The 21,637-nt window shown below is 64.5% G+C and carries 20 protein-coding genes, 1 pseudogene and 1 riboswitch; of the genes and pseudogenes, 16 read left to right on the forward strand and 5 right to left on the reverse strand.

Annotated features, from left to right (window positions below; translation table 11 throughout):
- Nucleotides 1-393: 393 nt before the first annotated feature.
- On the reverse strand, nucleotides 394-1,932 hold the full coding sequence (locus ABFA30_RS22045) for a hypothetical protein (RefSeq protein ID WP_410045944.1): 1,539 nt from the start codon (nucleotides 1,930-1,932) through the stop codon (nucleotides 394-396).
- Nucleotides 1,933-2,297: 365 nt separating this feature from the next.
- The gene (locus ABFA30_RS22050; RefSeq protein WP_410045945.1) at nucleotides 2,298-2,813 is read right to left on the reverse strand and encodes a serine hydrolase; all 516 of its coding nucleotides are present in this window, start codon (nucleotides 2,811-2,813) and stop codon (nucleotides 2,298-2,300) included.
- Between ABFA30_RS22050 and ABFA30_RS22055 the strand changes: the two genes are divergently transcribed.
- Nucleotides 2,742-3,506 (forward strand): LysR substrate-binding domain-containing protein, encoded by a 765-nt coding sequence (locus ABFA30_RS22055; RefSeq protein WP_410045946.1) that lies wholly within the window; start codon nucleotides 2,742-2,744, stop codon nucleotides 3,504-3,506. The genes ABFA30_RS22050 and ABFA30_RS22055 overlap by 72 nt on opposite strands.
- A 77-nt stretch (nucleotides 3,507-3,583) precedes the next feature.
- Here ABFA30_RS22055 and ABFA30_RS22060 read toward each other — a convergent pair whose 3' ends face one another.
- The 3 genes from ABFA30_RS22060 to paaY form a co-directional block, all read right to left on the reverse strand.
- A complete protein-coding gene (locus ABFA30_RS22060; protein WP_225787970.1) occupies nucleotides 3,584-3,784 on the reverse strand; it encodes an aldehyde dehydrogenase family protein in 201 nt (66 codons plus the stop codon).
- Complete coding sequence (gene paaX / locus ABFA30_RS22065) at nucleotides 3,781-4,704, reverse strand: phenylacetic acid degradation operon negative regulatory protein PaaX (protein ID WP_225787971.1); 924 nt, start codon at nucleotides 4,702-4,704, stop codon at nucleotides 3,781-3,783. The genes ABFA30_RS22060 and paaX overlap by 4 nt, the downstream gene beginning before the upstream one ends.
- 77 nt (nucleotides 4,705-4,781) lie before the next feature.
- Nucleotides 4,782-5,381, reverse strand: coding sequence for a phenylacetic acid degradation protein PaaY (paaY, locus tag ABFA30_RS22070; protein WP_225787800.1), 600 nt, complete (start codon nucleotides 5,379-5,381; stop codon nucleotides 4,782-4,784).
- Between the two features lie 359 nt (nucleotides 5,382-5,740).
- Here paaY and paaF point away from each other — a divergent pair, with 359 nt between their 5' ends.
- From paaF to paaZ, 15 genes and pseudogenes are all read left to right on the forward strand, one after another.
- Nucleotides 5,741-6,514 carry a 2,3-dehydroadipyl-CoA hydratase PaaF gene (paaF, locus tag ABFA30_RS22075; protein WP_253080117.1) on the forward strand — a complete coding sequence of 258 codons (774 nt, stop codon included), beginning with the start codon at nucleotides 5,741-5,743 and terminating at the stop codon, nucleotides 6,512-6,514.
- A 37-nt stretch (nucleotides 6,515-6,551) separates the two neighbouring features.
- Nucleotides 6,552-7,343 (forward strand): 2-(1,2-epoxy-1,2-dihydrophenyl)acetyl-CoA isomerase PaaG, encoded by a 792-nt coding sequence (gene paaG, locus ABFA30_RS22080; protein ID WP_410045947.1) that lies wholly within the window; start codon nucleotides 6,552-6,554, stop codon nucleotides 7,341-7,343.
- Nucleotides 7,344-7,345: 2 nt separating this feature from the next.
- The gene (gene paaH, locus ABFA30_RS22085; protein WP_410045948.1) at nucleotides 7,346-8,863 is read left to right on the forward strand and encodes a 3-hydroxyacyl-CoA dehydrogenase PaaH; all 1,518 of its coding nucleotides are present in this window, start codon (nucleotides 7,346-7,348) and stop codon (nucleotides 8,861-8,863) included.
- Complete coding sequence (gene paaI, locus ABFA30_RS22090; RefSeq protein WP_225787804.1) at nucleotides 8,856-9,311, forward strand: hydroxyphenylacetyl-CoA thioesterase PaaI; 456 nt, start codon at nucleotides 8,856-8,858, stop codon at nucleotides 9,309-9,311. The genes paaH and paaI overlap by 8 nt, the downstream gene beginning before the upstream one ends.
- Nucleotides 9,304-10,524 (forward strand): 3-oxoadipyl-CoA thiolase, encoded by a 1,221-nt coding sequence (gene pcaF, locus ABFA30_RS22095; RefSeq protein WP_253101457.1) that lies wholly within the window; start codon nucleotides 9,304-9,306, stop codon nucleotides 10,522-10,524. Before paaI ends, pcaF begins: the two co-directional genes overlap by 8 nt.
- 96 nt (nucleotides 10,525-10,620) lie before the next feature.
- Nucleotides 10,621-11,940 carry a phenylacetate--CoA ligase PaaK gene (paaK, locus tag ABFA30_RS22100; RefSeq protein WP_225787806.1) on the forward strand — a complete coding sequence of 440 codons (1,320 nt, stop codon included), beginning with the start codon at nucleotides 10,621-10,623 and terminating at the stop codon, nucleotides 11,938-11,940.
- 302 nt (nucleotides 11,941-12,242) lie between these two features.
- On the forward strand, nucleotides 12,243-13,232 hold the full coding sequence (gene paaA / locus ABFA30_RS22105) for a 1,2-phenylacetyl-CoA epoxidase subunit PaaA (RefSeq protein ID WP_410045949.1): 990 nt from the start codon (nucleotides 12,243-12,245) through the stop codon (nucleotides 13,230-13,232).
- Nucleotides 13,233-13,259: 27 nt separating this feature from the next.
- Nucleotides 13,260-13,541, forward strand: a complete 282-nt coding sequence (gene paaB, locus ABFA30_RS22110; protein ID WP_368815693.1) for a 1,2-phenylacetyl-CoA epoxidase subunit PaaB — start codon at nucleotides 13,260-13,262, stop codon at nucleotides 13,539-13,541.
- Between the two features lie 8 nt (nucleotides 13,542-13,549).
- Complete coding sequence (gene paaC / locus ABFA30_RS22115) at nucleotides 13,550-14,308, forward strand: 1,2-phenylacetyl-CoA epoxidase subunit PaaC (RefSeq protein WP_253090788.1); 759 nt, start codon at nucleotides 13,550-13,552, stop codon at nucleotides 14,306-14,308.
- Nucleotides 14,295-14,828 (forward strand): 1,2-phenylacetyl-CoA epoxidase subunit PaaD, encoded by a 534-nt coding sequence (paaD, locus tag ABFA30_RS22120; RefSeq protein ID WP_225787810.1) that lies wholly within the window; start codon nucleotides 14,295-14,297, stop codon nucleotides 14,826-14,828. The genes paaC and paaD overlap by 14 nt, the downstream gene beginning before the upstream one ends.
- 15 nt (nucleotides 14,829-14,843) lie before the next feature.
- Nucleotides 14,844-15,920, forward strand: a complete 1,077-nt coding sequence (paaE, locus tag ABFA30_RS22125) for a 1,2-phenylacetyl-CoA epoxidase subunit PaaE (protein WP_410045950.1) — start codon at nucleotides 14,844-14,846, stop codon at nucleotides 15,918-15,920.
- A gap of 106 nt (nucleotides 15,921-16,026) precedes the next feature.
- Nucleotides 16,027-16,335: a DUF485 domain-containing protein gene (locus tag ABFA30_RS22130; protein ID WP_253090790.1), complete on the forward strand. Its 309-nt coding sequence runs from the start codon at nucleotides 16,027-16,029 to the stop codon at nucleotides 16,333-16,335.
- A pseudogene (locus tag ABFA30_RS22135) lies at nucleotides 16,326-17,894 on the forward strand (cation acetate symporter); the annotation flags it as partial. The gene ABFA30_RS22130 and the pseudogene ABFA30_RS22135, both read left to right, overlap by 10 nt.
- Before the next feature lie 32 nt (nucleotides 17,895-17,926).
- The gene (locus tag ABFA30_RS22140) at nucleotides 17,927-19,159 is read left to right on the forward strand and encodes an OprD family porin (protein WP_410045951.1); all 1,233 of its coding nucleotides are present in this window, start codon (nucleotides 17,927-17,929) and stop codon (nucleotides 19,157-19,159) included.
- A gap of 25 nt (nucleotides 19,160-19,184) precedes the next feature.
- Nucleotides 19,185-21,236 carry a phenylacetic acid degradation bifunctional protein PaaZ gene (gene paaZ, locus ABFA30_RS22145; RefSeq protein WP_225787815.1) on the forward strand — a complete coding sequence of 684 codons (2,052 nt, stop codon included), beginning with the start codon at nucleotides 19,185-19,187 and terminating at the stop codon, nucleotides 21,234-21,236.
- 98 nt (nucleotides 21,237-21,334) lie between these two features.
- Nucleotides 21,335-21,543, forward strand: a riboswitch (cobalamin riboswitch).
- Nucleotides 21,544-21,637 lie beyond the last annotated feature (94 nt).

The following is a 21,637-nucleotide window of genomic DNA, read 5'->3' on the forward strand; positions in this document are numbered from 1 at the left end:
AATAGGTCAATGTCAATCGTTGCGTCACTTTTACAGGCGGAGGCACCATCGTATTCTTAAGTAAAAGAACAATAAAAAGGGTCGCCCAATGTCCGAGTTAAAAACTCTCATCGAAGCAGTCGGTGGCAAGCTGAATGTTCGGCACACTATTGAGAAACTCGACAGTGAAGAGCTCTCCAAATTTCAGGCTTTAGGTCTTCTCTAGCACTTGATTGATTCAGTCGCTGAGCTCAAGCTGGGGCTCGAACATTCAGCGGCTCTGCTTGTCCGAGAAATTTTCGACAGGGAAGGATGGGCGGAGGAAATCATTGAGCGCTTACTAGCAGCCCGGACATGGGAGAACCGGATGCCAGGAAGGCGGCACGCTCGTCCTACTGCTGAGGAGGGTCATGTCTAATGAAGCCTTAAGCTCGCTAACTCCTTTGAAATAGAGGCGAAACCATTGCTCTTTATTTTCGCATCATCAATAAGGTCTTGAAAGACCGCACTGCACCAACACGCTATATGCGCAGCCCGCAAGTGCGCTGCCTCAATATTTTTTGCTTTTCTGAAGGGGTACCATTCACTTACCCCCAGTTCTGAATTAAATTTTCGGGATGGCGCATTGGAACACCAAGCAGCTGGAGGCTCAGCGCAAAAGGCGAGGAAATCTATAACATTCTCGTGTTTTATGCTTGCAATTTCAGTTGGCTTGATAAATATGCACCAGCTTGTGAGCTTTTCCAAAGCTTTGACCGTGTATCGATTACGCCGCCCTAGGGCGCTGTTAGCATAATAGATAAATAGCTCCAGATTTTTAATATCAGTGACCGAAAGATTGCCTAGAATGCCCCTAACTCTTGCCAACGCTTCAGTAATATCCGCATGCATAAATGATCTGTTTTTTCCTGAGCCAAATGTGCAGAGCGGTGGAGGTAAGGCATTGCTTCTATACGATAACGAACTTTTTGTGGGTGCGGCCATTATGCTAGGTGCGACGCGAATTATTCGCCTGGATCGTCTATGGTATTGTGACTCGCGTGATAAGCGCTTCTTTCCTGATGAATGTTGGTTTCTTTGCTCTCGGATAAGCTCTCGCAAATACGATCCGATTGGAGCCGTCATAAAATCAAAAATTGGCAATGAATTCCAGACATGGCGCAAGGCATAGGGAGATCGAAAGATAGGCTGCACCTCATCGTCCGATGTATAAGAAAAGCAGGCCATAGAAAAAAACTGAGTACTGCGAACTAATAGCGAAAAAGGAATACGCAAGAGAAAGCAGGTGGCGAACACAAAAACTTGCTTTTCTTTAGAAGCGCGGCCATGTCTTGGCCTGCCACTACAAGCTTCACCATCTTCCAACGCTTGAAGATATCTTTTCAGCACATCTAAGGCTTTCGTAGCATTCACGCTTGAGTGTTGCTTGCCCAATGTTGGACTTCTTCTCGCCACGACGTCACTTAAACCTTGGCTTTTGAGGTGATCATAAAAGAAACGAAGGGCGCTTCGTTCCCGAGCATCACTCAGAACATGGCTCGGTCGCACCAAAAAGGGCCTCCATTGAGGATTAACGCAGACTTCATCTGATACAAGGATGAAGCGTTTGCAATAGCTTTTTGATCGCGACATTTCTTTGGGCGGTTGGCGACAAATGCTAAAAAAATCCTCTAAATCTGCAGGATCTAGGGATAAAGGTGAGAGCCGGCGTATAAAAAAGCACCAAATCAGCAACTTTTCCAATATTGACGCGAATTCTTTTATGCGCTGATTTGCGTAGGTATAGCGCTTTAGCGCGATCAGGGCGCGAACGCTGGCATAAGCCTCAGGCGCCTGTAGGGAGCTATCCAGACTCGACAGCGCGTGATGAATTAATGCGCTTTCGTCAGCACTGGATGATGGTACATCTGATCTGGGATCCCAAGAGTTACCAAACAGTGGAATCAAATTCATAGCCTTTCGAGAGAGGTCACCACGAGTGGAGACAAGGCTACTCCAAGAGAGCGTGTTGTCAATTTTGGTAGAAAAAAGCGGTTTTTTGCCAATCAATTAACGAAAGAAAATGGCTCAAAAAGGGCCGGTTAAATTTCGCAGAGATCTAGCGCTTGGGATGGGAGGTGCACTGTAGGCCGCGAAAATCGAGGGTGGCTGGGTCTGGGGGATGGGCCGATTAATTTTCAACGCTTACATTGGGGGTAAGTGACTGGCGACTGCTCATATCAGCGATTACGTAATTTAACATAATATACATTATGCGAATGTTTATATAAGCCGCTGGCTCCGGTTAACAACAACCGAAGCCACACCACCAGCCCTTGCTACTGACCCAATGCCTGGCTCACCGCATTCACGAACACCGCCTGCTCGTCATACAGCGAGCTCGGTGTCTCAGCGTTCTTCCATGTCGACCACTGCACTACCACCAGATGCTCAACGGGATTGATCGCGATCGTCTGTCCGAAGATGCCCAGCGCCCAGAAGGTCTTGTCGCTGCTTGCTGTTTTCCTCGGTTCGGCCTCGGCGTCCGGCGCTGGTGCGTTGTACCACCATTGATAACCGTACTGGCCGTTGGGCGCCGCAGCGGTTACCGAGCCCTTGGCCTGGGTCCAGTGCGTGGAGCTTGCGATCCAGTCGTCCGGCAACAGTTTCTCGCCGTCAGGCAGTTGGCCACCGTCGAGCACGAATTGACCGAAACGACCCCAGTCGCGCAGCGTGGCATTGAAGCCGTGGCCGCCCATGTCCACCTTGCCCGGGACCAGCGCATGCCAGACGCCATCCTGTTGCATGCCGTAGCGGCTCCAGATGCGGCTCTCCAGGTATTTGGCGATGGTCATGCCTGTGGCGTTTTCCAGCACACGGCCCACCAACCAGGCACCTCCAATGAACGCTGGCTGCGTATCCTCTGCGTACCGGCCTTCGCCTCGCGTTGGCTGACACCGCGCATCGAGACCTTGCGTAGCCTGCGGCCCGACCTGAAGATCGCCATCGAACCCAACGCCACCTTCACCGCCGTGGATGCCCGCCAGGCCGACCTGGGCATCGCCTACGGCTTGCCGGGCGAGCTATCGGGCGTGCGTGAGGTGCTCATCCGCCCTGAAGTGTTCCCGGTCTGCTCGCCAGGCTACCTGGCGCGCTTGCCTTCGGATCTGGCTGCGGAAAACCTGCCAGCCTGCAGATTGATCCACGTCGACGATGGCACCTGGTGGAACAGTTGGTTCGCGGCCAACGGGCTGCGCCTTCGGGTCAAGGCCGACACGTCGCACATGAGCAACGACATTGCCCTCAATCTGGCCCAGCGCGGCCACGGCATCGCCTTGGCCACCGAGGTGCTGGTCGCTCGCGAGCTGCAGGACGGCGCACTGGTACGCTGCGTCGAACAGGCGGTGCCGTTGGAGAGTTACCAGTTGCTGATACCTGCACAGCAACAGCTCAGCGCCGACGCGCTGTGGTTCATGGAGTGGCTGGGGCGAAGCCTGCGGGAGGCATTTCCAGGAGCCAGGGTTGAACCGGCAGCCGCTCTCCCCTAAAGTGACCGCCCTGCTTCTTTATAAAGATTATTGATAACTCGACTAAATGAATATTTAGTCGAGTTATTTTTTATGAGTCAGGAAACCTCGGCGACCTTGATCAACTCGTTGATGTACACCGTGGCTGAATCGATACGTGCCGTGACCTGCCTGGCGTGCTGGGTATCAGCGTCGAAGAGGTAGCCGCTCAGGCCGAACGGGGCGGCGTTGGCCAGCTCGATCCCCTCCTCTTCGCTGTCGACGACATGGGGTGGCGCTGACCATAACCGCTGACTCAGGCCAACCCACCAAACCGCCGATAGAAGCTCTCACTGGCATCGGGCAATGGCCCATCCGCCGTCTCCAGCGCCTCGCCCAACAGGGCCTCGGCCCCGGCATACACCAGCCGGTAAAGGTTGCGACACAACTGCCGCGCGGCCCTGCCCTCCCAATCACCGGGCAGCAGTTCCTCCGGCAGTTGCGGATCGCGCAGCAGCAACTTGCGATATTCATGGATCAACAAGGTCCGGGCCAGGAAGCAGTCCTGGGCGCTCGGCGCCTCCTGTTCCTTCATGGCCTGCCACAGCGGGCGGAACAGGCGGATGAACTCGCTGTAGTGCTGCCCCAGCTCCTCGATCCGCCAGCTTTCGCGAACCTGGGCGCGCATGGCCTTGGAGGCCAAAACTTCCTGGGCATGGGTCTCGAAGATGATGCTGTCGTCGCTGGCATCCAGCTCGCGCAGGGTGGCGGCAAGATCCGCGCGATCGGCGCGTGGACAGCCCAGCACGTTCGGAGCGATGACGCCAAAGCCCTGCCACTCCAGCTCTTCGCGTACCGCCTTGCGCCGGGCGGCATCCAGCTGCGACAGCAGGACCAGCGTCCAGGCCCCGTCCCAGGCCGGCAAGCTGGCGCTGTAGACCCGCTTGAAGGCCTTCTCGAAGCGCCGGCGGCCGGTACCGGTCAGGCTGTAGTAGCTGCGCCGCCCGACCTTCTCGGCGGTCAGCCAGCCTTCCTTGGTCAGGCGGAAGATCGAGGTACGGATCAGCCGCTCGTTGATACCGATCGGCTCGAGCAGGTTGATCAGGCTGCCCAGCCAGACGGTACCGCCATGGGGCTCGATGGCATCGCCGTACAGGGTGATGATCAGCGAGCTGGCGCGGATCGGCGTCTGCTCCTGGAAACGGGTGATCAGGTTGTTCAAGGGTGCAAGGCTGCTCATGACGGCACTGGAAGCGGACAAAGCCCCGACTATACCTGTACGCCGGGCGGCCTGGCCATTGCGGCGCAGTGTGACATTCATGCGCCCGCCTCCCCCTTGGGCCTGAAGCCCGAGTCGCCCATGCGCGGGCGCGCCGGTTCGACCTCGGCCAGCGGCGGGCATTCCACCAGCGCCGTCATGCAGCGTTGGGCCAGGGCCTGGTACTCGGCCGTGCCGCGTTGCTTCCAGGCGACCTCCTGCTCCGTGAGTGGGCGTTTGACCACGGCGGGCGATCCGACCACCAGGCTTTGCTCGGCACACATGAAACCCGCCTTGACGAACGCCGTGGCCGCGACGATGCAGCGTGGCGCGATGTGCGCGCCATCCATGACCACGGCATTCATGCCGACCAGGGCATCCTCGCCCACCCGGCAACCATGCAGGACCGCCCCATGGCCGACATGGCCGTTGCGCTCGACCACCGTGTCACCACCCGGGAAGCCGTGCATCACGCACGTGTCCTGAAGGTTCGCACCCGCTTCCAGGACGATGCGCCCGAAATCTCCGCGCAAGGAGGCCAGCGGCCCTACATAGCAGCGAGGACCGACGATCACGTCGCCAATCAGTACCGCGCTCGGATGCACGTAGGCGCTTGGGTGGACCACGGGAGTCAGGCCGTCCAGGCGGTAGCAGGGCATGTCGCATCTCCAAAGTGATTCAGGAACTGAGCAAATCATGTATCACGATGATCGCGATCGTCAATTGCCAATCATTCTGTATCGCTTTCCTGGGGACTAGAAAATATTCCAAAAAATGAATAATAAAGCAGAAAAAACCCACGAAAATACAAAAAATAGGTAGTTTTTCAGCAGGAAAACCTCAGGCAAAGAAACAGAATGGACACATAAATACAATTTTGATGTTGATGTTTTGTATCGCAATAGGCATATACTGGATCGCACCTGGGCATGACCGGCGCCAAGCCCCCTGCCCCTGCAGACAATTCCAAGATATGCCGGCCATGACAGTGCCGTGCGTGCAGCCTGAGGAACCCAGCATGCCTCGTTACCTCGTTGTACAGGCGCCCGAGGACGGCGTCCGCCTCATCACCTTGCAACGGCCGGAAGCCCTCAACGCCCTCTGCACCGAGCTGCTGGCCGAACTTGCGGCAACGTTGGACGAGGCCGAGCGCGACGCCGAGACTCGCGCCGTGGTGCTCACTGGCAGCCGCAAGGCCTTCGCCGCCGGCGCAGATATCCGCGAGATGGCCGAGCGTGACCTGGTCGGCATCCTCAACGACCCCCGCGTGGCCCACTGGCAGCGCATCGCCGCGTTTCCCAAACCCCTGGTCGCCGCCGTGAACGGCTTCGCCCTCGGCGGCGGCTGCGAGCTGGTCATGTGCGCCGACATCGTCATCGCCGGCGAGGATGCCCGCTTCGGCCAACCCGAGATCAACCTCGGCATCATCCCCGGTGCCGGCGGCACCCAACGCCTGCTGCGCGCGGTCGGCAAGCCGCTGGCCATGCAGATGGTGCTCGGCGGCGAGGCCATCACCGCCCGCCATGCCCTGCAGGCCGGCCTGGTCAGCGAGGTCACCCAGCCGGAACTGGCGGTCGAGCGCGCCCTGCAGGTGGCCCGCACCATCGCCCGCCAGGCGCCACTGGCGGTGCGCCTGGCCAAGGAGGCCCTGCTCAAGGCCCAGGACACCGACCTGGCCACGGGCCTGCGCTTCGAACGCCACGCCTTCACCCTGCTGGCCGGCACCGCCGACCGCGACGAAGGCATCCGCGCCTTCCAGGAAAAACGCCCGGCCCACTTCCAGGGGCATTGATCCACCTATTCCCACCGACTGACGGAGCGAGTCTGTCATGACTTTCGAGCACATCCTGTTTTCCATCGAGGACGGCATCGCCCTCCTCTCGCTGAATCGGCCGGAGCAGCTGAACAGCTTCAATACCCAGATGCACCTGGAGGTGCGCGAGGCGCTCAAGCAGGTACGCCAGAGCGAACAGGCCCGGGTCCTGCTGCTGACCGGCGAAGGCCGTGGCTTCTGCGCCGGCCAGGACCTGTCCGACCGCAACGTGGCACCCGGTGCGCAAATGCCCGACCTGGGCGAGTCCATCGAACGGTTCTACAACCCCCTGGTGCGCACCCTGCGCGACCTGCCGCTGCCGGTAATCTGCGCGGTCAACGGCGTGGCCGCCGGCGCCGGGGCGAACCTCCCGCTGGCCTGCGACCTGGTGCTTGCCGCGCGTTCGGCCAGCTTCATCCAGGCATTCTGCAAGATCGGCCTGGTCCCGGACTCCGGCGGCACCTGGTTGTTGCCACGGCTGGTCGGCATGGCACGGGCCAAGGCCCTGGCCATGCTCGGCGAGCGCTTGAGCGCCGAGCAGGCCGAGCAATGGGGGCTGATCCACCGCGTGGTGGACGATACCGACCTGCGCGACGAGGCACTCAAGCTCGCACGCCACCTGGCGACCCAACCAACCTACGGCCTGGCACTCATCAAACGTGGCCTCAATGCCAGCTTCGATAACCGTTTCGACGAACAACTGGAGTTGGAGCGCGACCTGCAACGCCTGGCCGGGCGCAGCGCAGACTACCGCGAAGGCGTCAGCGCCTTCATGGACAAGCGCGCCCCCGCGTTCAAGGGGTGCTGACCATGGCCGCCCTCCCGAGCAATGCCCAGGTGGCCGTGATCGGCGCCGGCGCCATGGGTGCCGGCATCGCCCAGGTCGCTGCCCAGGCCGGTCACCCGGTCATGCTGTATGACAATCGCCCCGGCGCCGCGAGCCAAGCCGTGCAAGGCATCGATCGCCAGCTCGGCCGCCTGGTGGAAAAAGACCGGCTCGATGCCAGCGCGCGCGAGGCGATCACGGCCCGCCTGCAGCCGGTCGAAACCCTCGATGCACTGGGCGAGGCACACCTGGTGATCGAGGCGATCGTCGAGAACCTGCAGGTCAAGCAGGACCTGTTGCGCCAGCTCGAAGCGCTGTGCACCGTAGATTGCATCCTGGCCAGCAATACCTCGTCGTTGTCGATCACCAGCCTGGCCGCCGGCCTGTGCCGGCCACAGCGGGTGATCGGCATGCACTTCTTCAACCCCGCCCCCTTGATGGCCCTGGTGGAGATCGTCTCGGGCCTGGCCACCGACCCTGCCCTGGCCGCCACCCTGTACGACACGGCCAAGGCCTGGGGCAAGCAGCCCGTGCATACCCGCTCCACGCCCGGGTTCATCGTCAACCGCGTGGCGCGGCCGTTCTACGCCGAAAGCCTGCGCCTGCTGCAGGAAGGTGCCGCCGACTGCGCCAGCCTCGACGCCCTGTTGCGCGAGGCCGGTGGTTTTCGCATGGGCGCCTTCGAGCTCACCGACCTGATCGGCCACGACGTCAACTATGCCGTCACCTGCTCGGTCTTCGATGCTTTCCACGGCGATTTCCGCTTCCAGCCTTCGCTGGTGCAAAAGGAGCTGGTCGACGCCGGACGCCTCGGCCGCAAGAGCGGCCAGGGCTTCTACGACTACGCCGCGGGTGCCGAACGCCCGCAGGCAGCCGAGCTGCACAGCCAGGCCCGTGTCGAACGCTGCGTGGTCGAGGGCCAGCCCGGCCCCTTGCACGCGCTGCTGCCACGCCTGCGGGCCAGCGGCATCGGTGTGACCGAGCGGGCCGGCAGCGGACTGCTGCGGGTCGGCGACGCCACCCTGGCGCTGTCCGATGGCCGCCTGGCCAGCCAGCGTGCCCAGGAGGACGGCCTGCGCAACCTGGTGCTGCTCGACCTGGCCCTGGACTACGCCAGCGCCTCGCGTATCGCCATCAGTTGGTCCGCCGACACCACCGCCCAGGCCCGCGACCAAGCAGTGGCCCTGCTACGCCAGGCTGGTCTGCAGGTGACCGCTGTCGCCGACCTGCCCGGCCTGGTGGTGCTGCGCACCGTGGCCTGCCTGGCCAACGAGGCCGCCGACGCCATGTTGCAGGGCGTCGGCACGCCGGGCGACATCGACCTGGCCATGTGCGCCGGGGTCAACTATCCCCAGGGGCCGCTGGCCTGGGCCGAGCAGCTCGGCGTCGGCTACACCCTGAAGGTGCTCGAACACCTGCAGCACAGCTACGGCGAGACCCGCTACCGCCCTTCTCTGCTGCTGCGTCGCATCCACGCCGAAGGAGGCCGCCTGCATGGCTGACCCGCACCGTACCCCCGAGGAACTGGCCCAGGCCTGCGCCGATGCCATGTTCTCCCGCGACCAGGCGACCCAGGCCATGGGCATTCGCCTGCTGGAGATCGGCCCCGGCCGTGCCCGCCTGGGCATGCCGGTGCGCGCCGACATGATCCAGGGCCACGGCACCTGCCACGGCGGCTACCTGTTCGCCTTGGCCGACTCGGCCTTCGCTTTCGCCTGCAATTCATACGACGAGGCCACCGTGGCCCTGGGGTGCAGCATCGACTACCTGGCGCCGGCATTGCGCGACGACCAGTTGACCGCCACTGCCAGCGAACTCAGCCGCAAGGGCCGTACCGGCCTGTACGACGTGCGGGTGGAGAACCAGCGCGGCGAGCTGGTGGCCCTGTTCCACGGTAAATCCTACAAAGTGCGCGGCACGGTGCTGGCGCAGGAGACGCAAGATGACTGAACCTACCCTCTGCGATGCCTTGATCATCGACGCCGTGCGCACGCCGATCGGCCGTTATGGCGGCGCCCTGAGCGCGGTGCGTGCCGACGACCTGGCGGCGGTGCCGATCAAGGCCCTGATCGAGCGCCACCCCGAGTTGGACTGGCGCGCCATCGACGACGTGATCCTCGGCTGCGCCAACCAGGCCGGCGAAGACAACCGCAACGTGGCCCGCATGGCCGCCCTGCTCGCCGGCCTGCCGACCGAGGTGCCGGGCACCACCCTCAACCGCCTGTGCGGTTCCGGGCTCGACGCCATCGGCAGCGCCGCCCGCGCCCTGCGCTGCGGCGAAGCCGGGCTGATGCTGGCCGGCGGCGTGGAATCCATGTCCCGCGCGCCGTTCGTCATGGGCAAGGCCGAGCAGGCGTTCGGGCGCACTGCCGAGCTGTACGACACCACCATCGGCTGGCGCTTCGTCAACACGCGGATGCAAGCGCAGTACGGCATCGACTCGATGCCCGAGACCGCCGAGAACGTTGCCGAGCAGTTTGGCATCTCGCGCCAGGACCAGGACGCCTTCGCCCTGCGCAGCCAGCAGAAGGCCGCTGCGGCCCAGGCCCGTGGGCGCCTGGCACGGGAGATCGTGGCGGTGCAGATCCCCCAGCGCAAAGGCCCGGCCAGGTGCGTGGAGCAGGACGAGCACCTGCGTGGCGACACCACCCTTGAACAATTGGCGCGCCTGGGCACGCCGTTTCGCGAAGGCGGCAGCGTCACCGCCGGCAATGCCTCGGGGGTCAACGACGGCGCCTGCGCCCTGTTGCTGGCCAGCAGCGCGGCAGCCCGGCGCCATGGTCTGAAGGCCCGCGGGCGGATCGTCGGCATGGCGGTGGCGGGCGTCGAGCCACGGATCATGGGCATCGGCCCGGCACCGGCGACGCGCAAGGTATTGGCGCTGACCGGCCTGTCGCTGGCCGACATGGACGTCATCGAGCTCAACGAAGCGTTCGCCGCCCAAGGGCTGGCGGTCCTACGCGAGCTGGGCCTGGCGGACGACGATGCACGCGTCAACCCCAACGGCGGCGCCATCGCCCTGGGCCACCCGCTGGGCATGAGCGGTGCCCGCCTGGTCACCACCGCCTTGCACGAACTGGAGGAGCGTGGCGGGCGCTATGCCCTGTGCACCATGTGCATCGGCGTCGGCCAGGGTATCGCCCTGGTCCTGGAGCGCCTCTGACCAATGGCCTGAGACCGAACACGACAAGGGCAGTATGCTGCCTTCCATGACACTCACCGCCCCTGGGCGGCGTACAAGAACAACTCGAGTGAAGCCATGAACATGTACCACGATGCCGAACGCGCCCTGCTTGACCCGATGGAAACCGCCAGCCTCGACGCGCTGCGCCAGCACCAGCTGGAGCGCCTGCGCTGGAGTCTGAAGCACGCCTACGCGCATGTGCCACTGTACCGCGAGCGCTTCGACGCGTGCGGCGCCCACCCCGACGACCTGAAGACGCTCGACGACCTGGCGAAATTCCCCTTCACCGGCAAGAACGATCTGCGCGACAACTACCCCTACGGCATGTTCGCCGTGCCCCAGGAGCAGGTCGTGCGCCTGCACGCCTCCAGCGGCACCACCGGCAAGCCGACGGTGGTCGGCTACACCCAGAACGACATCGACACCTGGGCCAACGTGGTCGCCCGTTCGATCCGTGCCGCCGGCGGGCGCAAGGGCGACAAGGTGCATGTCTCCTATGGCTACGGCCTGTTCACCGGCGGCCTGGGCGCCCACTACGGCGCCGAACGCCTGGGGTGCACGGTGATCCCCATGTCCGGCGGCCAGACCGAGAAGCAGGTGCAACTGATCCGTGACTTCCAGCCCGACATCATCATGGTCACGCCGTCATACATGCTCAACCTGGCCGACGAGATCGAACGCCAGGGCATCGATCCGCACGACCTCAAGCTGCGCCTGGGCATCTTCGGTGCCGAGCCCTGGACCGACGAACTGCGCCGCTCCATCGAGCAGCGCCTGGGGATCGACGCCCTGGACATCTACGGCCTGTCGGAAATCATGGGGCCTGGCGTGGCCATGGAGTGCCTCGAGACCAAGGATGGCCCGACCATCTGGGAAGACCATTTCTACCCCGAGATCATCGACCCGGTGACCGGCGAGGTGTTGCCGGACGGCCAACTGGGCGAGCTGGTGTTCACCTCGCTGAGCAAGGAAGCCCTGCCGATGGTGCGCTACCGCACCCGCGACCTGACCCGCCTGCTGCCTGGCACGGCGCGGCCGATGCGGCGCATCGGCAAGATCACCGGGCGCAGCGACGACATGCTGATCATCCGCGGGGTCAATGTGTTCCCGACGCAGATCGAGGAGCAGGTGCTGAAAATCAAACAATTTTCCGAGCTGTACGAGATTCATCTGTATCGTAATGGCAACCTCGACAGCGTCGAGGTGCACGTGGAGCTACGCGGTGAATGCCAGGTACTGGACGAGGCGCAGCGCAAGCAGTTGACCAGTGAGCTGAGCCGCCAGATCAAGACCTACATCGGCATCAGCACCCAGGTGGTGCTGCAGCCCTGCGGCACCCTCAGGCGCTCGGAGGGCAAGGCCTGCCACGTGTACGACAAACGGTTGGCCAGCTGACTCATCGGCTGCCTTTTTACGCCCCGGCCTGGTCCGGGGCTTTTTTTTTTGCGTAGGCCTTGCGACCGATTCGCGGGCAAGCCCGCCCCCACAAGGACCGAGTTGATCGTGGATGATGCAGCCTGCCGGGCCATGCGCGGTGGGCTTGCCGGGACGCCGGACCGCCGCGAATGGGCTGCAAAGCAGTCCTAGGAATGCGATACACAAATCTTATTCGATACATCAAAATGTGTTTGATGTTATGTTTTGTATCGCTTATAAATGACTCATGCCTTAACCAGCCCCAGGGCAGGAGTCGGAACATGTACGCACAGCTAGTGGAAACCGGTGTAAAGCGTGTCAAGTCGCTGGAAGAGATGTCGCCCGAGGAGCGCGCCTTCCAGGAGAAGATCGACGCGGAAATCAAGATCGAAGCCAAGAACTGGATGCCCGAGGCCTACCGCCAGACGCTGATCCGGCAGATCTCCCAACACGCTCATTCGGAAATCGTCGGCATGCTGCCCGAAGGCAACTGGGTCACCCGTGCCCCGACCCTCAAGCGCAAGCTGCAATTGATGGCCAAGATCCAGGACGAGGCCGGTCACGGCCTGTACCTGTACAGCGCCATGGAAACCCTCGGCGCCGACCGCGACGAGGAGATCGCCAAGCTGCACAGCGGCAAGGCCAAGTATTCGAGCATCTTCAACTACCCGACCCTGAGCTGGGCCGACATGGGCGCGGTGGGTTGGCTGGTCGATGGCGCCGCCATCGTCAACCAGGTGGTGCTGCAGCGCACCTCCTACGGCCCCTACTCCCGCGCCATGATCCGCATCTGCAAGGAAGAGAGCTTCCACCAGCGCCAGGGCTACGAACTGCTGCTGACCATGATGCGCCACGGCACCCAGGCGCAGAAGGACATGGTCCAGGACGCCATCAACCGCCTGTGGTGGCCGGCACTGATGATGTTCGGCCCCAGCGACGAGCATTCCCCCAACAGCGCCCAGTCCATGGCCTGGAAGATCAAGCGCCAGACCAACGACGAACTGCGCCAGCGCTTCATCGACCAGACCGTGCCGCAACTGGAGCTGCTCGGCTGCACCGCGCCCGACCCGCACCTGAAGTGGAACGAGGCTCGCGGCCACTACGACTTCGGCCAGATCCAGTGGGACGAGTTCTACGAAGTCATCAAGGGCAACGGCCCCTGCAACCAGGAGCGCGTGGCCACCCGCCGCAAGGCCATCGAAGACGGCGCCTGGGTACGCGAGGCCGCGGTGGCCTACGCACGCAAGCAACAGAACAAGAACGCCGCCTGAAGCGGCGATTGATGCGGAGAATCGAACATGTCTGTCTGGACCCTCTATGAAGTCTTCGTGCGCAGCAAGCACGGCCTGAACCACAAGCACGTGGGCAGCGTGCATGCCGCCGATGCCGCCATGGCCATCGAGAACGCCCGCGAGCTCTACACCCGCCGCAGCGAGGGCGTCAGCCTGTGGGTGGTGCCCTCGGCGCTGATCACCGCCTCCTCGCCCGACGAGAAAGACCCACTGTTCGCCCCCTCGGACGACAAGGTCTATCGCCACGCCAGCTTCTACGAGCTGCCCGAAGAAGTCGGACACATGTGAGGCCAGCCATGCATAGAGAAGACCTCATCCAATACCTGCTGCTGCTCGGCGACAGCGCCCTGGTCCAGGGCCAGCGCCTGTGCGAGTGGTGTGGCCGGGCACCGGCCCTGGAAGAAGAACTGGCGCTGATGAACGTCGGCCTCGACCTGGTGGGCCAGGCGCGCAACTGGCTGGAATACGCCGCCGAGCTGCTCGACGACGGCCGTGATGCCGACGCCCTGGCTTTTCGCCGGGACGAGCGGGCGTACCGCAACCTGTTGCTGGTCGAGCAGCCCAACGGCGACTTCGCCGTGACCATGGCCAAGCAGTTCTTCTACGACGCCTGGCACCTGGCGATGCTCGAAGGCCTGGCCCGCTCCAGCGACGAGCGCATCGCCGGCATCGCCGCCAAGGCGGTCAAGGAAGTCACCTACCACCTGCGCCGTTCCGGCGAATGGGTGCAGCGCCTGGGAGGCGGTACCGAGGAAAGCCGCCAGCGCATGCTCGAGGCGATCCCGGCCTTGTGGCGCTTCACCGTGGAACTGGTCGCCGGCAGCGATGCCGAAGCGCGCCTGGCCGAAGCCGGTATCGCCGCCGACCCGGCCCAGGTCGGGAGCGCCTGGCTAAAGCAGGTGAACGCGACCTTCGCCAGCGTCGAGCTGCCGCTGCCCAAGGCCGCCAGCCACTTCTACCTGGACGGGCGCAAGGGCCTGCACACCGAGCACCTGGGCCTGCTGCTGGCCGAGATGCAGTTCCTGCCGCGGGCCTATCCCGATGCGACCTGGTGAGCTGATCGCCAGCGACCGCGGCGCCCGGGCGCCCCGGCACGACGACCTGGCCCGGGCCTGGGAGGTGCTGGAGCAGGTGATGGACCCGGAAGTGCCGGTGGTCAGCGTGGTCGACCTGGGCATCGTCCGCGACCTGGGCTGGCACGCCGGACACCTGCACCTGGTGGTGACACCGACCTACTCCGGTTGCCCGGCGACCGAGGTGATCGAAGGTGACATACGCCAGGCCCTGGAACAGGCCGGTTTCGCCGAGCCAGCCTTGGAACGCCGCCTGACCCCGGCCTGGAGCACCGATTGGATCAGCCCCCAAGGCCGGGAACGGCTGCGCGCCTATGGCATCGCCCCGCCCGAGGGCAGCCACAGCAAGCGCAGCCTGCTCGGCCAACCGCCCCAGGTGTGCTGCCCGCAGTGCGGCAGCGCCCACACCGAGCTGCTCAGCCAGTTCGGCTCCACGGCCTGCAAGGCGCTGTACCGCTGCCGCGAGTGCCTGGAGCCTTTCGACTATTTCAAATGCATTTGAGCCGTGGAGAACGCCATGAGCCAGTTTCACAGCCTGACCATCAAGCAAGTGCGCAGCGAGACCCGCGACGCGGTGTCCATCCTCTTCGACGTGCCGACGCACCTGCAGGCGCAGTTCCGTTTCACCCAGGGCCAGTACCTGGTCATGCGCACCCGGTTGGACGACGAGGAAGTGCGCCGCTCCTACTCCATCTGCAGCGCGGTGCAGGACGGCGAATTGCGTGTGGCCGTCAAGCGCGTGCCGGGCGGGCGCTTCTCGGCCTTCGCCAACGATGCGCTCAAGGCGGGCCAGCAACTGGAAGTGATGCCGCCGAGCGGCAGCTTCTTCGTGCCGCTGGACCCGGAGCGCCACGGCCACTACTTGGGCGTGGCGGCCGGCAGCGGCATCACGCCGATCCTGTCGATCATCGCCACCACCCTGGCCAGCGAGCCCAATAGCCGCTTCACCCTGCTCTACGGCAACCGTTCCAGCTCCGGGGCGCTGTTTCGCGACAAGCTCGAGGACCTGAAGAACCGCTACCTCGACCGCCTGAACCTGATCTTCGTGTTCAGCCGCGAGCAACAGGACGTCGACCTCTACAACGGCCGTATCGACGCCGACAAGTGCGGCCAGCTGTTTTCCCGCTGGCTCGACGTACGCGCCCTGGACGCTGCCTTCATCTGCGGCCCCCAGGCCATGACCGAGACCGTGCGCGAGAGCCTGCAGGCCAACGGCATGGCCAAGGAGCGCATCCATTTCGAGCTGTTCGCCGCCACCGGCAACCAGGCCCGCCGCGAAGCGCGCGAGGCCGCCCGGCAGGTGGACTCGGCGCTGAGCCACATCACCGTGATCAGCGATGGCCGTGCCCTGACGTTCGACCTGCCGCGCAACACCCAGAACATCCTCGAGGCCGGCAATGCCATCGGTGCCGAGCTGCCCTACTCGTGCAAGGCCGGGGTCTGCTCGACCTGCAAGTGCAAGGTGGTCGAGGGCGAGGTGGAGATGGACAGCAACCATGCGCTGGAGGACTACGAGGTAGCGGCCGGGTACGTGCTGTCGTGCCAGACCTACCCGGTGAGCGACAAGGTGGTGCTCGATTTCGACCAGCTCTGATACCGGAGCGCCTGCTTCGCGGGCTTGCCCGCGAATAGGCCCCGGCGACCCCGCAACACCCGCGTGACCTGAAAGAACAATTACAACACCAGAGAGATCGCTTCCCATGACCCCCGAACGCATCGAAAGCATCAGCAACCACCCCGACTTCCAGCACCTGGTACGCCACAAGCGCCGCCTCAACGGCAGCCTGACCCTGACCATGCTGGTGGCCTACTACGGCTTCGTCCTGCTGGTGGCCTTCGCCCCCGGCGTGCTCGGCCAGTCCCTCGCCGGCGGCGTGACCAGCGTCGGCATGCTGGTCGGCGTGCTCATGGTGCTGCTGTCCTTCCTTCTCACCGGCCTCTACGTGCACCGCGCCAACAACGTCCTCGACCCGCTCAACGAAAAGGTCAAGCAGGAGTGCGCGCAATGAACTGGACCGCCATCTCGATGTTCATGGTGTTCGTCTGCTTCACCCTGCTGGTGACCCGCTGGGCCGCGGCGCGCACCCGTTCGGCCAGCGACTTCTACACCGCCGGCGGCGGCCTGAGCGGCATGCAGAACGGCCTGGCGATCGCCGGCGACATGATCAGCGCCGCCTCCTTCCTGGGCATCTCGGCCATGATGTTCATGAACGGCTACGACGGCCTGCTGTATGCCCTGGGCGTACTCGCCGGCTGGCCGATCATCCTGTTCCTGATCGCCGAGCGCCTGCGCAACCTGGGCAAGTACACCTTCGCCGACGTGGTCTCCTACCGCCTGGCCCAGACCCCGGTACGCCTGACCTCGGCCTTCGGCACCCTGGCCGTGGCGCTGATGTACCTGGTGGCGCAGATGGTCGGCGCTGGCAAGCTGATCGAGCTGCTGTTCGGTATCAGCTACCTCTACGCGGTGGTCCTGGTCGGCGTGCTGATGGTGCTGTACGTCACCTTCGGCGGCATGCTCGCCACCACCTGGGTGCAGATCATCAAGGCCGTCATGCTGCTCTCGGGTACCACCTTCATGGCCTTCATGGTGCTGCGCCACTTCGGCTACAGCACCGAGCAAATGTTCGCCAGCGCCGTGGCCGTGCATGCCAAGGGCCAGGCGATCATGGCCCCCGGCGCCCTGCTGTCGAACCCGATCGACGCCATTTCCCTGGGCCTGGGCATGATGTTCGGTACCGCCGGCCTGCCGCACATCCTGATGCGTTTCTTCACCGTCAGCGATGCCAAGGAAGCGCGCAAGAGCGTGTTCTACGCCACCGGCTTCATCGGCTACTTCTACCTGCTGCTGATCGTCATCGGCTTCGGCGCCATCGTCATGGTCGGCACCGAGCCGGCCTACCGCGACGCCAGTGGCGCGATCATCGGCGGCGGCAACATGGTCGCGGTGCACCTGGCCCAGGCCGTGGGCGGCAACCTGTTCCTCGGTTTCATCTCGGCGGTGGCCTTCGCCACCATCCTGGCGGTGGTAGCAGGCCTGGCGCTGTCCGGCGCCTCGGCGATCTCCCACGACCTGTACGCCTGCGTGGTGCGCAAGGGCCAGGCCAGCGAGCAGGAAGAGATGCGCGTATCGCGGATCGCCACCCTGGTGATCGGCGTGCTGGCCATCGTCCTGGGCCTGGTGTTCGAGTCGCAGAACATCGCCTTCCTCTCCGGCCTGGTACTGGCCGTCGCCGCCTCGGTCAACTTCCCGGTGCTGCTGCTCTCGATGTTCTGGAAGGGCCTGACCACCCGTGGCGCGGTCTGCGGCAGCATGGCCGGGCTGGTCTCGGCGATCGTCCTGGTGGTGCTGGGCCCGGCGGTGTGGGTCAACGTACTGCACAACGAACAGGCGCTGTTCCCCTACAGCAACCCGGCGCTGTTCTCCATGACCCTGGCCTTCCTCGGTGCCTGGGCGTTCTCGGTCACCGACGGCTCCGAGCGGGCCAACCAGGAGCGCGGACGCTACCTGGCCCAGTTCATCCGCTCCATGACCGGTATCGGCGCCGCCGGCGCCAGCAAGCACTGATCCTTGAACATCGAATGTCGGGTACAACAACAATGAACCACACTCGCTTCAAGTCGGCCGCCTGGTTGGCCAGCCTCGTCCTGCCCCTGCCGGCCATGGCGGATTTCATCGGCGACAGCCAGGCACGGCTGGAGATGCGCAACCACTACATCAACCGCGACTTCCGCCAGGACAATGCGCCCCAGGCCAAGGCCGAGGAATGGGGCCAGGGTTTCACCGCACGCCTCGAGTCAGGCTTCACCGATGGCCCGGTTGGCGTCGGCGTGGACGCCATCGGCCAGCTGGGCATCAAGCTCGACGCCAGCCGCGATCGGCGCAACACCGGCCTGCTGCCCTTCGGCCCGAACAGCCATGAACCGGTCGACGACTACAGCGAACTGGGCCTGACCGGCAAGCTGCGGGTGTCGAAGAGCACCCTGCGCCTGGGCACCCTGCAGCCGATCCTGCCGGTGGTGGTGTACAACGACACCCGCCTGCTGGCCTCGACCTTCCAGGGCGGCTTGCTGAGCAGCCAGGAACTCGACGGCCTGACCGTCAACGCCGGGCGCCTGACCAAGGCCAACCTGCGCGATTCCTCCGGGCGCGACGACATCGGCTACGGCGCGGCCAGCAGCGACCACTTCGACTTCGCCGGCGGCAGCTACGCGATCACCCCGCAGACCAGCCTGAGCTACTACTACGCCAAGCTCGACGAGATCTATCGCCAGCAGTACCTGGGCCTGGTCCACACCCAGCCGCTGGCCGAAGGCGTGAGCCTGCGCACCGACCTGCGCTACTTCGACAGCCGTGGCGACGGCGCCGAGCGTGCCGGCAACATCGACAACCGTAACTTCAACGCCCTGTTCACCCTTGGCGTGCGGGCCCACAAGTTCTCCGCCACCTGGCAGCAGATGTCCGGCGACAGTGCCTTCCCATTCCTCAACGGCGGCGACCCGTACACCGTCAACCTGGTCACCTACAACACCTTCACCCGCGCCGGGATCGACTCCTGGCAGTTGCGCTACGACTACGACTTCGTCGCCCTCGGCATCCCCGGCCTGAGCTTCATGACCCGCTACACCGACGGCCGCCATGCCCAGACCCCGACCTCGGGCAACGGCCGCGAGCGCGAACGCGACACCGACATCACCTACGTCATCCAGAGCGGGCCGTTCAAGGACGTCAGCCTGCGCTGGCGCAACGTCACCTTCCGTTCCGGCAATGGCCTGAACAATGCCGTGGACGAGAACCGCCTGATCATCGGCTACACCCTGGCGCTGTGGTAACAGCGCCCCTCAACAGGAGAACAGCATGTCTGACGCCCCAACCCTGCAAAGCTTCATCGCCGGCCGCTGGATCGGCCAGCACGGCGCCCAGGCCCTGCGCAGCGCCCTGGACGGCCATGTCCTGGCCTACAGCCACGAGGAGCGCCCGGACTTCGCCGAAGCCCTCGAACATGCCCGCCGCCAGGGCCTGACCGCGCTGATGGCCCTGGACTTCCAGCAGCGTGCCGCCCGTCTGAAGGCCCTGGCCCTGTACCTGGCCGAGCGCAAGGAGCAGCTCTACGCCCTCTCCCACCACAGCGGCGCGACCCGTACCGACAGCTGGATCGACATCGAAGGCGGCAATGCCACGTTGTTCGCCTATGCCGGCATCGGCAGCCGCGAGCTGCCCTCGGGCAACCTGGTGCACGAAGGCCCGGCCATCCCTCTGGGCAAGCAAGGGCATTTCGCTGGCAGCCATATCCTGGTGCCGCGCACCGGGGTGGCGGTGCACATCAATGCCTTCAACTTCCCGATCTGGGGGATGCTGGAGAAGTTCGCCCCGACCTTCCTCGCCGGCATGCCGTGCATCGTCAAGCCAGCGACCTCGACCAGCTACCTGACCGAGGCGGTGGTGCGCCTGATGAACCAGTCGGGCTTGTTGCCGGCGGGCAGCCTGCAGCTGGTGATCGGCAGCACCGGCGACTTGCTCGAGCGCCTGCAGGGCCAGGACGTGGTGACCTTCACCGGCTCCGCCGACACCGCCGCCAAGTTGCGGGTAACGCCGAACCTGGTGCGCCACTCGGTGCCATTCACCGCCGAGGCCGACTCGCTCAACTGCGCCATCCTCGGCCCGGACGTCAGCCCCGACAGCGAGGAGTTCGACCTGTACATCAAGGAGGTGGTGCGCGAGATGACCACCAAGGCCGGGCAGAAGTGCACCGCCATCCGCCGCGCCATCGTCCCGGCCAGGCACCTGGACGCCGTGGCCACCCGCCTGCGCGAGCGCCTGGCCAAGGTGGTGGTGGGCGACCCTTCGGTCGAAGGCGTGCGCATGGGTGCGCTGGCCTCCCACGACCAGCAGCGTGATGTTGGCGAGCGCGTGCGTAGCCTGCTCCAGAGCTGCGATCAATTATTCGGCGCGAGCGACGGCTTCGCCCCGGTCGGCGAGGGCGTGGCCGAAGGCGCGTTCTTCGCCCCAACCCTGCTGCAAGCCCGCGATCCCCATGCCGAAGGCGGCGCCCACGACATCGAGGCCTTCGGCCCGGTGAGCACGCTGATGGCCTACGACGACCTGGACGAAGCCCTGGCCCTGGCGGCCCGTGGCAAGGGCAGCCTGGTGGCGACCCTGGTCACCGCCGATCGCGCGGTGGCGGCCAAGGCCATCCCGGCGGCGGCCGCCTGGCATGGGCGCCTGCTGGTGCTCGACCGCGAGGCGGCCAAGGAATCCACCGGCCACGGCTCCCCCTTGCCACAGCTCAAGCACGGCGGTCCCGGCCGGGCCGGTGGTGGCGAGGAGCTCGGTGGCCTGCGGGCGGTCAAGCACTACCTGCAGCGCGCGGCGGTGCAAGGCTCGCCGAGCATGCTGACGGCAGTGACCGGCGAGTACGTGCGTGGCGCCGAGGTGATCGAGAGCGAAGTGCATCCGTTCCGCCGTCATTTCGACGACCTGCGCATCGGCGAGTCGCTGCTCACCCACCGGCGTACCGTGACCGAGGCGGACCTGGTCAACTTCGGTTGCCTGTCGGGCGACCATTTCTACATGCACTTCGACGAGATCGCCGCCAAGGCCTCGCAGTTTGGCAAGCGCATCGCCCATGGCTACTTCGTGCTGTCCGCGGCGGCAGGGCTGTTCGTGTCGCCGGGCGAAGGGCCGGTGCTGGCCAACTACGGCCTGGATACCCTGCGCTTCATCAACCCGGTGGGCATCGGCGACACCATCCAGGCCCGCCTGACCTGCAAGCGCAAGATCGACCAGGGCAAGTCCAGTCCGCTGGGCCAGCCCCAGGGCGTGGTGGCCTGGGACGTGGAGGTGACCAACCAGCTGGGTGAGCTGGTGGCCAGCTACGACATCCTGACCTTGGTGCTCAAGCGGACTTGAATGCCGTGAGGGCTTGGGGCCGCAAAGCGGCCCCCAATGGCGACGCAAGCCTGGCCCCCACCTGCCACCGCGGTTGACTCCCCCTGCCATAAATGCTCAGATGCGCCCCTGTTTCAGGTGTCCCCCGCCGCCGTGCGGGGGGTTAAACGGGAAGCCGGTGCCTCGCCCTCGCGCGACCAGTCCGGCGCTGCCCCCGCAACGGTAAGCGAGCGATGCATTCGACACACCACTGTGCCGCCGGCATGGGAAGGTGAATGCCTCACGCCCCTCGCAAGCCCGGAGACCGGCCTGACACTGCAATTGGCAACTCCCGCGGTGGGCGGGCGCGGGCCGGTCCTGGGGCAGCCTCGTGCCCACGATTGCTCCGTGCGTGCGCTCCGTCGGGTCTTCTCAACCCCGCA

The sequence above is a fragment of the Pseudomonas sp. HLMP genome (assembly GCF_046365545.1).
GTDB classification, from domain to species: domain Bacteria; phylum Pseudomonadota; class Gammaproteobacteria; order Pseudomonadales; family Pseudomonadaceae; genus Aquipseudomonas; species Aquipseudomonas guariconensis_B.

What these genes read in the sequence shown, in the direction of transcription:
- ABFA30_RS22050 (WP_410045945.1), bottom strand. Translation starts at nt 2,813, where the DNA reads ATGACCATCGCCAAATACCTGGAGAGCCGCATCTGGAGCCGCTACGGC.
- paaZ (WP_225787815.1), top strand. Translation starts at nt 19,185, where the DNA reads ATGTCTGACGCCCCAACCCTGCAAAGCTTCATCGCCGGCCGCTGGATC.
- ABFA30_RS22055 (WP_410045946.1), top strand. Translation starts at nt 2,742, where the DNA reads ATGCCAGACGCCATCCTGTTGCATGCCGTAGCGGCTCCAGATGCGGCT.
- ABFA30_RS22130 (WP_253090790.1), top strand. Translation starts at nt 16,027, where the DNA reads ATGACCCCCGAACGCATCGAAAGCATCAGCAACCACCCCGACTTCCAG.
- paaK (WP_225787806.1), top strand. Translation starts at nt 10,621, where the DNA reads ATGAACATGTACCACGATGCCGAACGCGCCCTGCTTGACCCGATGGAA.
- paaH (WP_410045948.1), top strand. Translation starts at nt 7,346, where the DNA reads ATGGCCGCCCTCCCGAGCAATGCCCAGGTGGCCGTGATCGGCGCCGGC.
- paaX (WP_225787971.1), bottom strand. Translation starts at nt 4,704, where the DNA reads ATGAGCAGCCTTGCACCCTTGAACAACCTGATCACCCGTTTCCAGGAG.
- paaE (WP_410045950.1), top strand. Translation starts at nt 14,844, where the DNA reads ATGAGCCAGTTTCACAGCCTGACCATCAAGCAAGTGCGCAGCGAGACC.
- paaY (WP_225787800.1), bottom strand. Translation starts at nt 5,381, where the DNA reads ATGCCCTGCTACCGCCTGGACGGCCTGACTCCCGTGGTCCACCCAAGC.
- ABFA30_RS22140 (WP_410045951.1), top strand. Translation starts at nt 17,927, where the DNA reads ATGAACCACACTCGCTTCAAGTCGGCCGCCTGGTTGGCCAGCCTCGTC.
- ABFA30_RS22045 (WP_410045944.1), bottom strand. Translation starts at nt 1,932, where the DNA reads ATGAATTTGATTCCACTGTTTGGTAACTCTTGGGATCCCAGATCAGAT.
- paaA (WP_410045949.1), top strand. Translation starts at nt 12,243, where the DNA reads ATGTACGCACAGCTAGTGGAAACCGGTGTAAAGCGTGTCAAGTCGCTG.
- paaC (WP_253090788.1), top strand. Translation starts at nt 13,550, where the DNA reads ATGCATAGAGAAGACCTCATCCAATACCTGCTGCTGCTCGGCGACAGC.
- pcaF (WP_253101457.1), top strand. Translation starts at nt 9,304, where the DNA reads ATGACTGAACCTACCCTCTGCGATGCCTTGATCATCGACGCCGTGCGC.
- paaB (WP_368815693.1), top strand. Translation starts at nt 13,260, where the DNA reads ATGTCTGTCTGGACCCTCTATGAAGTCTTCGTGCGCAGCAAGCACGGC.
- paaF (WP_253080117.1), top strand. Translation starts at nt 5,741, where the DNA reads ATGCCTCGTTACCTCGTTGTACAGGCGCCCGAGGACGGCGTCCGCCTC.
- paaD (WP_225787810.1), top strand. Translation starts at nt 14,295, where the DNA reads ATGCGACCTGGTGAGCTGATCGCCAGCGACCGCGGCGCCCGGGCGCCC.
- paaG (WP_410045947.1), top strand. Translation starts at nt 6,552, where the DNA reads ATGACTTTCGAGCACATCCTGTTTTCCATCGAGGACGGCATCGCCCTC.
- paaI (WP_225787804.1), top strand. Translation starts at nt 8,856, where the DNA reads ATGGCTGACCCGCACCGTACCCCCGAGGAACTGGCCCAGGCCTGCGCC.